Raw genomic sequence first — 14,279 nt, 5'->3', positions numbered from 1 at the left:
GCAATCACGGTGCCAAGTCCTGCTCTCTCTCGAACACCACGCCCGCACGCCCCTCCCCACCGATTGTCCCTGCCGAGAGCAGGGTCATGGGACGCTCGATCACGTCTCGCTTTTGATATAGACTTACGCGCCATTTTCCGGCGACCTGTACAAACAATATTCAAGTTTTGGAGTGAGCATGTCCAACCCGCGGATCGGTTTCGTCAGCCTCGGCTGCCCGAAGAACCTGGTCGATTCTGAGCGTATCCTGACCCAGTTGCGTACCGAAGGGTACGACGTGGTCCCCAGCTATGACGATGCCGAACTGGTGGTGGTCAACACCTGCGGCTTTATCGACAGCGCCGTACAGGAATCCCTCGAGGCCATCGGTGAAGCCCTCTCCGAGAATGGCAAGGTGATCGTCACCGGTTGCCTGGGCGCCAAAGAGAACCAGATCCGCGAGATCCACCCCAAGGTGCTGGAGATCACCGGTCCCCACGCCTATGAAGAGGTGCTGGGCCACGTTCACAAGTATGTGGCCAAGCCCGAGCACAACCCCTTCACCAGCCTGGTGCCGGCACACGGGGTCAAGCTCACTCCGCGTCACTACGCCTATCTGAAGATCTCCGAAGGCTGCAACCATCGCTGCACCTTCTGCATCATTCCCTCCCTGCGCGGGGATCTGGTGAGTCGTCCCATCGGTGAGGTGCTGGCCGAGGCCAAGCGCCTCAAAGAGGCCGGCGTCAAGGAGATACTGGTCATCTCCCAGGACACCTCCGCCTACGGGGTCGATGTCAAACATCGCACCGGTTTCTACGACGGCATGCCGGTCAAGACCAGCATGGTTGCCCTGTGCGAGGAGCTGGCCAAGCTCGGCATGTGGGTACGCCTGCACTATGTCTACCCCTACCCGCACGTGGATGACGTCATCCCCCTGATGCGCGATGGCAAGGTGCTGCCCTACCTGGACATCCCGCTGCAGCACGCCAGCCCGCGTATCCTCAAGCTGATGAAGCGTCCGGGGAGCGTCGAGCGTACCCTGGAGCGGATCCAGAAGTGGCGTGAGATCTGCCCCGAGATCACCCTGCGCTCCACCTTTATCGTCGGATTTCCGGGTGAGACGGAAGAGGATTTCCAGATGCTGCTCGACTTTATTGCCGCCGCGGAGCTGGATCGGGTTGGCTGCTTCAAGTACAGCCCGGTGGAAGGGGCCAAGGCCAACGAGCTGGCCGACCCCGTGCCGGAAGAGGTCAAAGAGGAGCGCTTCCAGCGCTTCATGGAGCTGCAGCAGCAGGTTTCCATCCGCAAGCTGGCTCGCAAGGTCGGTCAGGAGATGAGCATCATCATCGACGAGGTGGACGAGGAGGGCGCCACCGGTCGCTCCTTTGCCGACGCCCCCGAGATCGATGGCATGGTCTACCTCAACGGTGAGACCGGGCTCAAGGCCGGGGACATAGTCCGGGTCAAGATCGAGCACGCTGACGAATATGACCTGTGGGGCAGCCTGGTCTGACCCACCAAGGAGAAGCCCCGCATCGCGGGGCTTCTCGTTATTCGGAGCTTATCGATGTTCGGGGCGCTTGCGCACATAAAGGGTGCGCCGTACCCTGGCGACCACCTCCCCCTTGCCATCCTGGATAGAGACGGTGAACTCGGGGAAATACTTCTCCCCTCCGGCCGTTTTCTGGACTATCTCGCCTAGCTTGCTGTCAGTCAGGTGGAACTCCGCCACCAGGGGCCCCTTGCCCGGCTTGATGTAATCGATATCCCCGGACTTGTCCCACACGAAGTAGTGGTTCCTGAAATGGCCCATCAGCATCAGGGGATAGATGGGATCGGTCATCGCAAACATGCTGCCCCCAAACTGGGTACGGTTGGCGTTCAGGGTTGACCAGCGCGACCTGAGCAGGACCCGGCAGTAGCGATAGTCCTCGCTCAGGGTCTCAATTTTGATACCGGCACCCCGGAAAGGGGGCCAGAGGTTAAGGGCCCAACGCACGCACCAGGCCCGGGTAAACAGCCACTTCATGAGATCTCATCCGACCAGATTGGATGTTACATCATATCAACATCTTTTTGCCTCACAAGGGCCAATCACCCCTATTGAGTCGCTCGATGCTGAGAAAAAACCATTGAATTATCGGGTTTATTTTCCCCAATCCCCGATCCTATAATGACCTCACTCGCCAGTTCGAGGTTGCCATTCCGGTGGCACTCCATCAGAATATCCCCACCACAGAGAATGCGAATAACTAGTACTATGGCTGACAATAACCAAGCGTTGAAGAAAGCCGGGCTCAAGATCACCTTGCCCCGCGTCAAGATCCTGGAAATCCTGCAACAGCCGGAGTGCCACCATACCAGTGCCGAAGATCTCTACAAGCGCCTGATCGATCAGGGTGAAGAGATTGGCCTTGCCACCGTGTATCGCGTTCTCAACCAGTTTGATGATGCCGGTATCGTCACCCGCCACCACTTCGAGGGGGGCAAGTCGGTGTTCGAGCTGGCCAGCCAGGAGCACCACGATCACCTGGTCTGCCTCGACTGCGGCAAAGTCATCGAGTTCTCCGACGACGTCATCGAGCAGCGTCAAACCGAGATCGCCAAGAAGCACAACATCCGCCTGACCAACCACAGCCTCTATCTGTACGGTCACTGTGCCGACGGCACCTGCGGTCACGGCGACGAGTGATCCCCTCCGCTTGCATGAAAAAGCCAGCCCTTGGGCTGGCTTTTTCATGGGCAAACGACAGGCCGCAAAAAGGCGGGTGACCCCGCCTTTTTTGTGCTCAGGCTGACTTAACCTTCGACCTTGCCCCAGGAGTCGCGCAGGGCCACGGTGCGGTTAAACACCAGACGCTCCGGAGTGGAGAGCTTGTTGTCGGCACAGAAGTAGCCTTCGCGCTCGAACTGGAAGGCCTGCTCCGGCTGGGCGTCCTTGAGGGAGGCCTCGACGCGGGCACCGCTGATGATGATCAGTGAGTCCGGGTTGAGGGTCGCCTCGAAGTCATCCTCGGCACCCGGATTCGGCACCTTGAACAGACGATCGTAAAGACGGATCTCCGCCGGCAGGGAGGTGGTGGCGCTGACCCAGTGGATCACCCCCTTCACCTTGCGGCCATCGGCCGGATCCTTGCCCAGGGTATCGGCGTCATAGGTGCAATAGATGCAGGTGACGTTCCCCTCGGCATCCTTCTCGACCCGCTCGGCCTTGATGACGTAGGCGTTGCGCAGACGCACTTCCTTGCCCAGCACCAGACGCTTGAACTGCTTGTTGGCCTCTTCGCGGAAGTCGGCCTGATCGATGAAGATCTCGCGGCCAAAGTGCAGCTCGCGGGAGCCCATCTCCGGCTTGTTCGGGTGGCTCGGGGCAGTCAGGGTCTCATCGTGATCCAGATTCTCGATCACCACCTTGACCGGGTTGAGCACGGCCATGGCGCGCGGCGCGTTCTCGTTGAGATCGTCACGGATGCAGGCTTCCAGCATGCTCATCTCGACGATGTTATCCTGCTTGGTCACGCCGATACGCTTGCAAAACTCGCGAATGGAAGCCGGGGTATAGCCACGGCGACGCAGACCGGAGACGGTCAGCATGCGCGGATCGTCCCACCCGTCCACGTGCTGCTCGGTCACCAGCAGGTTCAGCTTGCGCTTGGACATGACGGTGTATTCGAGGTTCAGACGGGAGAACTCGTACTGACGCGGGTGGCAGGGGATGGTGATGTTGTCCAGCACCCAGTCATACAGGCGACGGTTGTCCTGGAACTCCAGGGTACAGATGGAGTGGGTGATCCCCTCCAGGGCGTCGGAGATGCAGTGGGTGAAGTCGTACATGGGATAGATGCACCACTTGTCACCGGTCTGGTGGTGGTGGGCAAACTTGATGCGATAGATCACCGGATCGCGCATCACCATGAAGGGAGAGGCCATGTCGATCTTGGCGCGCAGGCAGGCGGCCCCTTCGGCAAAACCACCCTCCTTCATCTTGGCGAACAGGGCCAGGTTCTCCTCCACGGAGCGCTCGCGGAACGGGCTGTTCTTGCCCGCCTCGGTCAAGGTGCCGCGATACTCGCGCATCTGCTCGGGGGTCAGCTCATCCACATAGGCCAGCCCCTTCTCGATCAGCTCAACGGCATAGGCATGCAGCTGATCGAAGTAGTCAGAGGAGTAGCACACCTCACCATCCCACTCGAAGCCCAGCCACTGCACGTCGCGCTTGATGGACTCGACATACTCGATATCTTCTTTCACCGGGTTGGTGTCGTCGAAACGCAGGTTGCACTTGCCCTGATAGTCACGGGCAATGCCGAAGTTCAGGCAGATGGACTTGGCGTGACCGATATGGAGATAACCGTTGGGCTCCGGCGGGAAGCGGGTATGCACGCTGCTGTGCTTACCGCTGGCCAGATCCTCGTCGATGATTTGGCGGATAAAGTTGGTTGGGCTGCTAGCCGAAGTCATGGGGCTCACCTCAAAAGTCGTACATCGCGGGATGGTGGCCGACGGCCAGCTGCATACCCGACATCAAGCCGATAATGATCCACCATTCACGGCTCGCGCTCAACCGCTATTTGGCATCTGATTGAGCGGGTCGACCCGAAAAAAAGCCCCGCTACATGGCGGGGCAACCCAATGGAGAAATGACAAGCACAACACACACGGTCGGTGGATAACTCCCTATCCCCCTTTGCCAAGGGCTCACCCAGGTGAATCCTTGGTCAAGGAGGGAGGGCCCAAGGCCCTCCCGGGAACGCGATTAACCGTTCACCTCGGTAACACGGCTCACCCGCTTGCCATCGAAACTGACGGTGCGCAGGTAGACGGTGCCGGAGACCATCGGCTTGTTGCCGGCGTCATAGCGGCTCCAGCTCTGGCCATCGGTGCTGAACTCGATGGGCAGACCCGGCAGGTCGACGTTGGCTTCCAATACACCCTTGACCACCTTGGCCCCCGGTACCGAGAGACGATACTCGACACCAGCCTGGTCCAGCTTGGGCAGCACTCGCTGACCCAGTACGTTGGCAAACTGGTTCCACTCCTTGCTCAGGGTGGCCTTGTTGACAAAGCGGGTCTCACCGGAGAACTCGCGGCCCTTCACATAGTCGAGCTCGAAGCCCCCCTTGTGCCAGGCGCGCTCGGCCACGGAGAAGAGTCGCGGATAGACCATGTACTCGTACTGGGCATCGGTACGGACCGTTTCACTCCACTGCTGGCCGGAGATCCCCTTGAACTTGACCGGGTCATGCTCACCCTTGGCCACGAAGGCATTGCCGTCGCGGTCAACCGAGGTCTCGGCGTTTTGCGGCAAGTTCTCCGGGGCGAAGGCGAACACTTTGCGGGTATCGTTGAAACGGGTCGCCCAGTAGTAGCCACGCTCGGCCGGATGCACCTCGTTCGGGAAGTCGAAGTAGAGGTAGTCCGGGTTGGAGAGCACCACTTCGTAACCGTTGTGAGCCCATCTCATCGCCTCGTTGAAGCCACCCCAGTAGAGGGTCTCCCAGAAGTTGACGCGCGTCTTGTCGGTGGCAAACTCACCGGCGTTCTTGGCGTACTTCAGGCCATCTTCCCACGCCTGCAGGGTGGAGAAGCCATGGCCCTTGACCATCTCGCTCACTTCCTTGGCGAAGTAAACCGGCAGCTCACCCACTTCCTTGATCTGACCGTCGTCGATCATCTTCTGGCACATGGGGGACTTGCCAAAAGGCTTGTCCTGCTTGCTCCAGTCGGTGTTACCGCGCCAGCCCACCAGCTCCTCGGGCTTGGTGACGGCCGGGTCTTGATAGCCGCCACCCAGCATGATGTTTTTGGCCTCGTCACCACCATAGTGCCAGGCGGTCAGGGGCTGACCGGCGGCCTGGTGCATCTTGGCCACCTCATCCATCACCTTGGCCACGAAGGTGGCCGCGCCCGGCTGGCAAGGGTTGATGAAGGACATCTTGTCGTAGAACTGCACCGAGGTGACGTTGGAAGTATCTTGCGGGTCGGTCAGGCGGAACTGGTTCGCCTCGGCCTCTTTACCCTCGGCCATCAAACGCTTGTAGCGAGCCTCCATGGAGACCACGGCGGCACGGGCGTGAGCCGGCATGTTGATCTCGGGGATCACGGTCACGCCGCGCGCCTTGGCATAGCGCACCAGGTCGATGTAGTCGGACTTGCTGTAAAAACCCGACCCCATGTTGTCGCTGGTCGGGCCGGAGCCGAGCTGCGGTAACAGACACTGGGTCTCGGAGAGATCGTGGCAACGCTTGCTACCCACATCGGTCAGCTCGGGCAGGCCGGGGATCTCGATGCGCCACCCCTCATCGTTGGTCAGACCCAGATGCAGCTTGTTGAGCTTCATGGCAGACATCTGATCGACCAGCTTCTTCATGGTCTCGAGACTTCTGAAGTGACGGGCCACGTCGGTCTGCATGCCGCGATACTCGAAGCGCGGGGCATCCTCGACGCTCATCGGGCTCACCAGCTTGTCATTCACCCCGAGCAGGGAGATGAGGGACTGGGCACCCCAGAAGGCACCGTTCACATCACGCCCGTGGATCACGGCGCCCTGCTTGCCGATATTCATGTCGTAGCCTTCGGCCTCGTTGACCTTGCTGCCGCCCACCTTGATGGTGACCGGGTAGCCGGAGTCGGAGAGGGTGACACCCAGGCGGGTCAATTCGGCCTTGATGGCATCAGCACGATCGGTCGGCAGATCCAGGGCATTGAGCCTGATGCTGGAGAGATCGACCTGCGGACCGCCCTTCACCACCTGCTTGAGGGGGGTCGGTACGATGCGGTCGTCGACCTTGGCTGCCGGCAGCAGGGTGCTGGTGAGGTTGGCCTCATAACGGGTCTGGGCGTTCATCAGGATGTTCTTGTCATCCTTGGTACGCTTCCAGCCGTCGGCCGGCATCGGCTTCTCATAGGTACTCGCATCGTCGATGTTGCTCATGCTGGCGAGCACCTTGGGCTGTGCCCCCTCGGCGGCCACATACCAGTTGGGCATCACATCAGATTCAAACAGCATCCAGTATTCGGCTACCAGCGGCACCTCCACCGTCTCACCCTGCGGGAAGCCCTGGAACTTCTCGGTCGGTTCGAGCTTGTAGAGGTCTCCGGTCACGAAGGTCAGCTTGAACTGATCGCTGTCGACCCGCTGCAGGCGGCGGATGGAGTGGATGTAGAGTTCCCAGTTTTTGCTGTCGACGGCGGCACCCTGGTTGGTCAGGTGCAGCTTGGCGATGCCACAGCTCGCCCATTCGGAGCCCAGGGCCTGGCAATCGACGCCGGCACCGGGACCGTCGTTGGTGACCACTTCGTATTTCACGACCAGGTTACCGGCCAGGGCATCGACCACAGCCTGGTTGGAAGCGGGCTGGTTTTGACCGGCACAACCGGCCAGGGCGGCGGACATAGCCACTGCCAGGAGGGGTAGTTTCAGGTTCATAGCTGCTGCTCTTGGTTTGGAAGTAAAGGTTGTTCTTGGCGTATTTTTGTTTTGTGCGGCCCCGCCCGAAGGCGGGGCACTTATTGATGTCAACAATGGACTTAGGCTTAACGCAGGGCTTTCATCTCGCCCGCGATGATCTCGGCCAGGGGGCCCAGAATCACCTGCAGATTTTGCTCACCCAGCTTGACCACACCGGCGGCGCCGAGGGCCTTGAGCTTGCGCTCGTCAACGATGCTGCGATCCTTCAGGGTCAGACGCAGACGGGTGATGCAGGCATCGACGGTGACCAGGTTGTCGTGACCGCCCAGCACCTCGAGGTACTGCTTGGCCAGCTCGGTCTTGTCGGTGGCCTTGGTGGTGGCAACCGGGACGGCTTCGTCATCCTCACGACCCGGGGTCTTGAGGTTGAGCTTGGCGATCACGGCGCGGAACACCACATAGTAGAGGCCGAAGAAGACCAGACCCTGGGCGATCAGCATGTACCAGTTGGTCGCCAGCGGGTTACGGCTGGAGAGCACCATGTCCACCAGACCTGCGCTGAAACCGAAGCCGGCAATCCAGTGCATGGAGGCGGCGATGAACACGGAGATACCGGTCATCAGGGCGTGCAGTACGTAGAGTACCGGGGCCACGAACATGAAGGAGAACTCGAGCGGCTCGGTGACGCCAGTGAAGAAGGAGGCGAACGCAGCGGCGATCATGATGGAGGCAACCTTCTCCTTGTTCTCCGGCTTGGCGGCATGGTAGATGGCCAGCGCGGCGCCCGGCAGACCGAACATCATGATGGGGAAGAAGCCAGCCTGGTACATACCGGTCACGCCCAGCACGGCCTTGCCGGCATCCAGGGAGGATTGACCACCCAGGAAGTTCGGGATGTCGTTGATACCGGCCACGTCAAACCAGAACACGGAGTTCAGGGCGTGGTGCAGACCCACCGGGATCAGCAGACGGTTGAAGAAGGCGTAGATACCGGCACCGGTGGAACCCAGGCTGACGATGGACTCACCGAAGGAGACCAGGCCACCGTAGATCACCGGCCAGACAGCCATCAGGATGAAGGAGACGACGATCATCACCACAGAGGTTACGATTGGCACCAAGCGACGCCCCGAGAAGAAGGCCAGCGCCTTGTGCAGCTCGACACTACTGAAGCGGTTGTAGAGCTCGGCCGCGATGACACCGCACAGGATGCCAATGAACTGGTTGCTGATCTTGTTAAAGGCAGCCGGAACCTGGTCCGCGGCGATGCCTTTAATCTGGGCAACCGCCCCCGGGCTCAGCAGGGTGGTAACCACCAGGAAACCGACCAGGCCTGCCAGGGCGGCAGAGCCGTCCTTGTCTTTGGACATACCGTAGGCAACGCCGACGGCAAACAGGATAGGCATGCTGTCGATGATGGCGGCGCCAGCCTTGATCAGGAAGGCGGCCAGCGGGCTACCACCGCCCCAGCCATTCGGATCGATCCAGTATCCTACACCCATGAGGATCGCGGCGGCAGGCAGTACCGCTACCGGTACCATCAGCGCACGGCCGATCTTTTGCATATAACCGAGAATGTTCACGGTTCCCTCTCCTTAGTGATTTCAGGTTCAAATTAAGTGCTTAATGCGTCTTGGCATAAGCCTGTATGGCTTGATTTGCAGTCTATGGCTTTTATTTCGCCCTGCAAATTAATAAACCAACAATCGTGATCCAAATCACCCAAATGAGATGTGGCCCTGCGAATTGTGTGGCACGGATCGGAATCTTTATTTACGCTATAAAACAACTTCAAGAAACACCCTGCTACTCCGGTAGAGAGCATCAATATAGAGGTAAGTCATGCGCCTGATTCCGCTGAAGTCCGCCAGTCAAGTCGGCCTCTGGTCCGCCCGCTACATCGTGGATCGCATCAATGCGTTCAAACCGACCAGCGATCGCCCCTTCGTACTGGGCCTGCCCACCGGCGGCACCCCGCTCTCCACCTACAAGCGCCTGATCGAGCTGCACAAGGCGGGCGAGGTGAGCTTCGAGCACGTGGTCACCTTCAACATGGACGAGTACGTAGGGCTGCCGGAGGATCATCCGGAGAGTTATCACAGCTTCATGTACAACAACTTCTTCAACCACATCGACATTCGCCCTGAGAACATCAACATCCTCAACGGCAACGCCGCAGATCCGGTGGCCGAGTGCCAACGTTATGAGGCGAAGATCAAGTCCTACGGCAAGATCCACCTCTTCATGGGCGGGGTCGGTAACGACGGCCATATCGCCTTCAACGAGCCCGCCTCTTCCCTCTCCTCCCGCACCCGGGTCAAGACCCTGACCGAAGATACCCGCATCGCCAACTCCCGCTTCTTCGGCGGCGACATCAACCAGGTGCCCAAGCTGGCCCTGACCGTGGGTGTGGGTACCCTGATGGATGCGGAAGAGATCATGATCCTGGTGACCGGTCACGGTAAGGCACTGGCCCTGCAGGCCGCCGTCGAGGGCAGTGTCAACCACATGTGGACCATCTCCACCCTGCAGCTCCATCCCAAGGGTATCGTCGTGTGCGACGAACCCTCCACCATGGAGCTCAAGGTCAAGACGGTGCGTTACTTCCAGGAGCTGGAAGCGGCCAATATCACCCGCCTCTAAGGAGAGCCTATGTACGCACTGCACAACTGCACTCTCTATACCGGTGAGGCCATCCTCACCGGGCGTGCACTGCTCATCGATGGAGACACCATTGCCGCCATCGTGGATGAGCGGGAGATCCCGACCGGGATGGCACGCCACGATCTGCAGGGAGCCAACCTGACGGCCGGCTTTATCGATCTGCAGCTCAACGGCTGTGGCGGCGTCATGTTCAACGACGCCATCACGGTCGAGACCCTGACCATCATGCAGGCGGCCAACCTCAAGTCCGGTACGACCAGCTTTTTGCCCACCCTCATCACCAGCCCCGACGAGGACATGAAGCAGGCGGTGGCCGTCACCCGCGACTACATGGCGGCACGCCCCAACGAGGTGCTCGGCGTTCATCTGGAGGGGCCCTATACCAACGTCAAGCGCAAGGGGATCCATCCCGCTGACCAGATCCGTCAACCCGCCGAGGCGATGATCGACTTCTTCTGCGCCAACCACGACGTGATTGGCAAGATCACGCTGGCACCGGAGCGCAACGACCCGGCCCACATCCGTCGCCTGGTGGAGGCCGGCATCCTGGTCTCGGCCGGCCACACCGCCGCTGGCTATGAGCAGGCGATGGCCGGATTCGATGCCGGGATCCGCTTCGCCACCCACCTCTACAATGCGATGACCCCGACCATCAACGGCCGCGAGCCCGGCGTAGTGGGGGCCATCTACGACAGAGACGATGTCTATGCCGGCGTCATCGTCGACGGCCATCACGTCCATTACGCCAATGTACGCCTGGCTCACAAGATACTGGGTGAGCGTCTGGTGCTGGTCACCGATGCCACCGCGCCGGCCGGTGCGCCGCAAGGCTTTGAGCAGTTCGATTTTTGTGGCGCGACCGTCTATTACCGCGATGGTCAATGCATCGACGAGAATGGTACACTCGGCGGCTCTGCGCTCACCATGATTGAGGGCGTGGAAAATCTGGTCAAGCAGGTAGGATTGCCCCTGGATGAGGCCCTGCGCATGGCCGCTCTCTATCCTGCCCGCGCCATTGGATGGGACTCACGTCTCGGTAGTATCCAGGTCGGAAAGATAGCCAACCTCACCGTCTTCAACGATGACTTCAAGGTCCTCGGGACGGTGGTTAACGGACACTACAACCAATAAGCACGACACAATGACTGGTGGACAAATTGCGAACGTAGACCTCATTAAACAGGTCAACAGTGCGGCCGTATATCGGCTGATCGATCAGCAGGGGCCCATCTCCCGGGTCAAGATTGCCGAACTGAGCCAGTTGGCACCCGCCAGTGTCACCAAGATCACCCGTCAGCTCATCGAGCACGGGTTGATCAAGGAGAGTGCCCCCCAGGCCTCGACCGGGGGGCGTCGCGCCATCTCCCTGACCACCATCAAGAACCGCTTCCACTTCGTCTCGGCCAAGTTGGGACGGGGCTATCTGCACCTCTCCCTCTACGATCTCGATGGCAAGACCCTGGATCACCACATCACCGAGGTCAACGAGATCGATCAGCAGCCCGTAGTCGAGATGCTGCTGCGGGAAATCGGGGCCTTTATCGATCAGAACCGCGAGCGTTATCGCCAGCTGATCGCCATCGCCCTGACCATGCCCGGCCTGGTCAACCCCGAAACCGGCATGGTCATCTACACCCCCAAATACCAGATCCGCAACCTGCCACTGGCCAAGCTGCTGGAGAACCACTTCAACCTGCCGAGCTATGTAGGCAACGATACCCGCTCCCTGGCACTGGCCGAACACTTCTTCGGTGAGTCCCGGGACTGCATGGACTCGATCCTGGTGAGCGTGCATCAGGGGACCGGCTCGGGGATCATCACCAAGGGTCAGGTGTTCCTCGGTCAAAACCGCAACGTGGGCGAGATAGGCCACATCCAGGTCGAACCGCTGGGCAAGCGCTGTCACTGTGGCAACTTCGGCTGCCTCGAGACCATCGCCTCCAACGAGGCGATCATCGAACGGGTCAAGGAGCTCATCAGCCGCGGCCACCACAGCCGATTGCAGGAGAAGCACATCACCATCGAGGAGGTGTGCAAGGCGGCCCTGGCTGGCGACGAGCTGGCGCGCAGCGTGCTGGAGCACGTGGGCGAGCATCTGGGGCGTGCCATCGCCATCACGGTCAACCTCTTCAACCCTCAGAAGGTGCTGCTGGCCGGTGAGATCACCGCCGCCGAAGAGGTACTGATGCCGGCCATCCGCCGCTGTGTGGAACATCAGTCCCTGCCGAGCTTCCACCGCGGTCTGCCCATCGTAAAGGCCCGTTTTCAGAACCAGCCGACCATGGGGGGCGTGGCGCTGGTCAAGCGGGCCCTGCTGGAAGGGGATCTGCTACAGGTGATCATGGAGCAGAAATAGGCGCCGGGCAGTCGAGGGGAGACCCGCTAAAAAGACGTGAAAAATCAGCAATAAGGGCCATTTATGGCCCTTTTTTTGTCGATTCTTTCGGCGCGGGCCTGCCGGGTTCGCTTTGATAAAAATTTTTCATTAAGATGGCGAGTAAATTGATTTTGCACTCTCTCCAAGCCTGATGATACTTGCCCGCGAAGGTAACCATAACCAGAAATAGATCACTTATGAGCTTCGAATCTGATAAGCGTTTCAACGACTTCAAACATTTTCCCCGTGGCCTGCGCCGCAGCGGTGAGTTCACCGTCGCCGAGGCCGATGCGCTGGAGAAGTATGGCACCGCCATGCTGGCCCTCTACCAGGGCACTCACGAGCCCCGCGATGAGGTCGAAGCGGCCTTCATCAACCAGGTCAAGAGCGGAGAAGCCGGCGGTAACCCCCATGCCAAGGTCTGGTTCAAGTACCTGAAGGTCATCGGTCCCAAGCGTGTTCATCGCCTCTGCACCGTGGCCGGTGGCAGCGAGGAGAGCAGTAGCTTCGAGAGCAGTGGCGGCGGCGGCGGTGGCGGCGGCGACGAGTCCCTCGATTAATGGACACCGAACTGCTTCGGACCTTTATCGAGGTGAGCAAGACCCGGCATTTCGGCCGGGCTGCCGAGAATCTCTATCTCACCCAGTCGGCGGTCAGCTTTCGCATCCGCCAACTGGAGCAGCAACTGGGCGTCAGCCTGTTTGCCCGCCATCGTAACAACATCCGTCTCACCGCCTCGGGCGAACGCCTGCTCCCCTATGCCGACGCCATCTTGCATACGCTCGGACGCGCCAAGCAGGATGTTGCTCTCTCCCCGGGCTTTAGCCAGCAGTTGGCTATCGGTGCTCCGCCTGTCTTCTGGGAGCTCGATTTCAACGACTGGTTACACCATATCTATGGCATGGCACCCGGTCTGGCCGTGCGAATCGAGACCGCCTCACGCGAGCACCTCTGTCGCCAGCTGCTCGAACGCTCCCTCGATATCGCCCTGCTCTCCGAGCCCACCAAGATCGACGAGATCGCCCTGCATCCCATCGGTGAGCTGGTGTTCGAGCTGGTGAGTCGGGACCCCGACGTGGGTGACGACCGGCTGGCCCAGATGCCCCACATTCACCTCGACTGGGGCAGCAGCTTCGAGCCGCAGCCCACCCGGCTGCAGGGATTGCAGAAGACCCCGGTGCTCCACTCCAGCTCGGCGAGCATGGCGCTCCATTTTCTCCTCGCCAACGGGGGCGCGGCCTACCTGCCAAGACGCATGGTGAGCGGCTACATCGGCCGTGGCCAACTGCACCCGGTCAGGGATGGTCAACCCCTGAGCCGTCCCCTCTATCTCGCCTATCTGGAAAAATCGGAACGACGCGAGCTCATCGACGCCCTGCTCGCCCTGCCTCTGGGCTGGGAAGAAGATGCGTTGCTCCCTCATCCGACCTGATTGAAAACGGCCAGAATTGAAAATTTTGCGCCGTTTCACGACAGCCCCTCCCACCGCAAGCCCGTATGCTACGCCCCTTTTTTACGGGGAGCCTCTCCCCGCCCCAAGGAGAGCGTGATGATCACCTTTACCACTGGCTCGGCCGCACTGCTGGCCCAACTTCTGGATCAGCGCCCTGCCCTGCTGGATGCGCCCCTCAACTTCGACAGCGGCACTCAGCAGAGCCGGGTGCTCACCTTCACCCGGATCACCCAGGAGTTCGACTGCAACGGCATGAGCCACACCGCCGTGATCGGTTACCGTTTGGCCCTCGCCGGGGGTGATGAACTCCACATCAATCTGGGTGATGGCCAAGTGGCACACTGCGCCGCCCGGTGAGAGAGTCCATATGAGGGGGAGCGCATAGCCTCGTAGTG

General features: G+C 60.2%; 12 protein-coding genes. 8 read left to right on the top strand and 4 right to left on the bottom strand.

Annotated elements, in window-relative coordinates; genetic code table 11:
- Positions 1-178: 178 nt before the first annotated feature.
- Entirely contained in the window at positions 179-1,492 is a 1,314-nt protein-coding gene (rimO, locus tag BN1133_RS14015; protein ID WP_050667114.1) for a 30S ribosomal protein S12 methylthiotransferase RimO, read from the top strand.
- Between the two features lie 48 nt (positions 1,493-1,540).
- On the opposite strand, the gene BN1133_RS14010 is transcribed toward rimO, so the two are convergent.
- Positions 1,541-2,008 (bottom strand): DUF4442 domain-containing protein, encoded by a 468-nt coding sequence (locus BN1133_RS14010; protein ID WP_050667113.1) that lies wholly within the window; start codon positions 2,006-2,008, stop codon positions 1,541-1,543.
- A gap of 231 nt (positions 2,009-2,239) precedes the next feature.
- On the opposite strand from BN1133_RS14010, the gene fur reads away from it, so the two are divergent.
- On the top strand, positions 2,240-2,671 hold the full coding sequence (fur, locus tag BN1133_RS14005) for a ferric iron uptake transcriptional regulator (RefSeq protein ID WP_050667112.1): 432 nt from the start codon (positions 2,240-2,242) through the stop codon (positions 2,669-2,671).
- Between the two features lie 107 nt (positions 2,672-2,778).
- Here fur and glnS read toward each other — a convergent pair whose 3' ends face one another.
- From glnS to nagE, 3 genes are all read right to left on the bottom strand, one after another.
- Entirely contained in the window at positions 2,779-4,440 is a 1,662-nt protein-coding gene (glnS, locus tag BN1133_RS14000; RefSeq protein ID WP_050667111.1) for a glutamine--tRNA ligase, read from the bottom strand.
- Positions 4,441-4,735: 295 nt separating this feature from the next.
- Positions 4,736-7,408 carry a beta-N-acetylhexosaminidase gene (locus BN1133_RS13995; protein WP_050667110.1) on the bottom strand — a complete coding sequence of 891 codons (2,673 nt, stop codon included), beginning with the start codon at positions 7,406-7,408 and terminating at the stop codon, positions 4,736-4,738.
- A 107-nt stretch (positions 7,409-7,515) separates the two neighbouring features.
- Positions 7,516-8,973, bottom strand: coding sequence for an N-acetylglucosamine-specific PTS transporter subunit IIBC (gene nagE, locus BN1133_RS13990; protein ID WP_050667109.1), 1,458 nt, complete (start codon positions 8,971-8,973; stop codon positions 7,516-7,518).
- A 259-nt stretch (positions 8,974-9,232) separates the two neighbouring features.
- Here nagE and nagB point away from each other — a divergent pair, with 259 nt between their 5' ends.
- The 6 genes from nagB to BN1133_RS13960 all read left to right on the top strand — a co-directional run bounded on the left by nagB (position 9,233) and on the right by BN1133_RS13960 (position 14,241).
- On the top strand, positions 9,233-10,033 hold the full coding sequence (gene nagB, locus BN1133_RS13985) for a glucosamine-6-phosphate deaminase (protein ID WP_050667108.1): 801 nt from the start codon (positions 9,233-9,235) through the stop codon (positions 10,031-10,033).
- A 9-nt stretch (positions 10,034-10,042) separates the two neighbouring features.
- Complete coding sequence (gene nagA, locus BN1133_RS13980) at positions 10,043-11,185, top strand: N-acetylglucosamine-6-phosphate deacetylase (protein WP_050667107.1); 1,143 nt, start codon at positions 10,043-10,045, stop codon at positions 11,183-11,185.
- Positions 11,186-11,195: 10 nt separating this feature from the next.
- A complete protein-coding gene (nagC, locus tag BN1133_RS13975) occupies positions 11,196-12,410 on the top strand; it encodes a DNA-binding transcriptional regulator NagC (protein ID WP_050667106.1) in 1,215 nt (404 codons plus the stop codon).
- Between the two features lie 218 nt (positions 12,411-12,628).
- The gene (locus BN1133_RS13970) at positions 12,629-12,991 is read left to right on the top strand and encodes a MaoP family protein (protein WP_050667105.1); all 363 of its coding nucleotides are present in this window, start codon (positions 12,629-12,631) and stop codon (positions 12,989-12,991) included.
- Positions 12,991-13,863, top strand: coding sequence for an HTH-type transcriptional regulator HdfR (gene hdfR / locus BN1133_RS13965; RefSeq protein WP_050667104.1), 873 nt, complete (start codon positions 12,991-12,993; stop codon positions 13,861-13,863). Before BN1133_RS13970 ends, hdfR begins: the two co-directional genes overlap by 1 nt.
- Before the next feature lie 117 nt (positions 13,864-13,980).
- Complete coding sequence (locus tag BN1133_RS13960) at positions 13,981-14,241, top strand: hypothetical protein (protein WP_050667103.1); 261 nt, start codon at positions 13,981-13,983, stop codon at positions 14,239-14,241.
- Positions 14,242-14,279 lie beyond the last annotated feature (38 nt).

Origin of the sequence: Aeromonas schubertii, assembly GCF_000820105.1 — a bacterium.
Taxonomy (GTDB): Bacteria; Pseudomonadota; Gammaproteobacteria; order Enterobacterales; family Aeromonadaceae; genus Aeromonas; species Aeromonas schubertii.
Note: the sequence above shows the minus strand (reverse complement) of the source record. Positions and strands in the feature narration are given on the sequence as shown.

Excerpts from the sequence above, each read along its gene's own strand:
- nagA (WP_050667107.1), top strand. The coding sequence starts at position 10,043 with ATGTACGCACTGCACAACTGCACTCTCTATACCGGTGAGGCCATCCTC.
- BN1133_RS13995 (WP_050667110.1), bottom strand. The coding sequence starts at position 7,408 with ATGAACCTGAAACTACCCCTCCTGGCAGTGGCTATGTCCGCCGCCCTG.
- rimO (WP_050667114.1), top strand. The coding sequence starts at position 179 with ATGTCCAACCCGCGGATCGGTTTCGTCAGCCTCGGCTGCCCGAAGAAC.
- hdfR (WP_050667104.1), top strand. The coding sequence starts at position 12,991 with ATGGACACCGAACTGCTTCGGACCTTTATCGAGGTGAGCAAGACCCGG.
- BN1133_RS14010 (WP_050667113.1), bottom strand. The coding sequence starts at position 2,008 with ATGAAGTGGCTGTTTACCCGGGCCTGGTGCGTGCGTTGGGCCCTTAAC.
- nagB (WP_050667108.1), top strand. The coding sequence starts at position 9,233 with ATGCGCCTGATTCCGCTGAAGTCCGCCAGTCAAGTCGGCCTCTGGTCC.
- BN1133_RS13970 (WP_050667105.1), top strand. The coding sequence starts at position 12,629 with ATGAGCTTCGAATCTGATAAGCGTTTCAACGACTTCAAACATTTTCCC.
- fur (WP_050667112.1), top strand. The coding sequence starts at position 2,240 with ATGGCTGACAATAACCAAGCGTTGAAGAAAGCCGGGCTCAAGATCACC.
- nagC (WP_050667106.1), top strand. The coding sequence starts at position 11,196 with ATGACTGGTGGACAAATTGCGAACGTAGACCTCATTAAACAGGTCAAC.
- BN1133_RS13960 (WP_050667103.1), top strand. The coding sequence starts at position 13,981 with ATGATCACCTTTACCACTGGCTCGGCCGCACTGCTGGCCCAACTTCTG.
- glnS (WP_050667111.1), bottom strand. The coding sequence starts at position 4,440 with ATGACTTCGGCTAGCAGCCCAACCAACTTTATCCGCCAAATCATCGAC.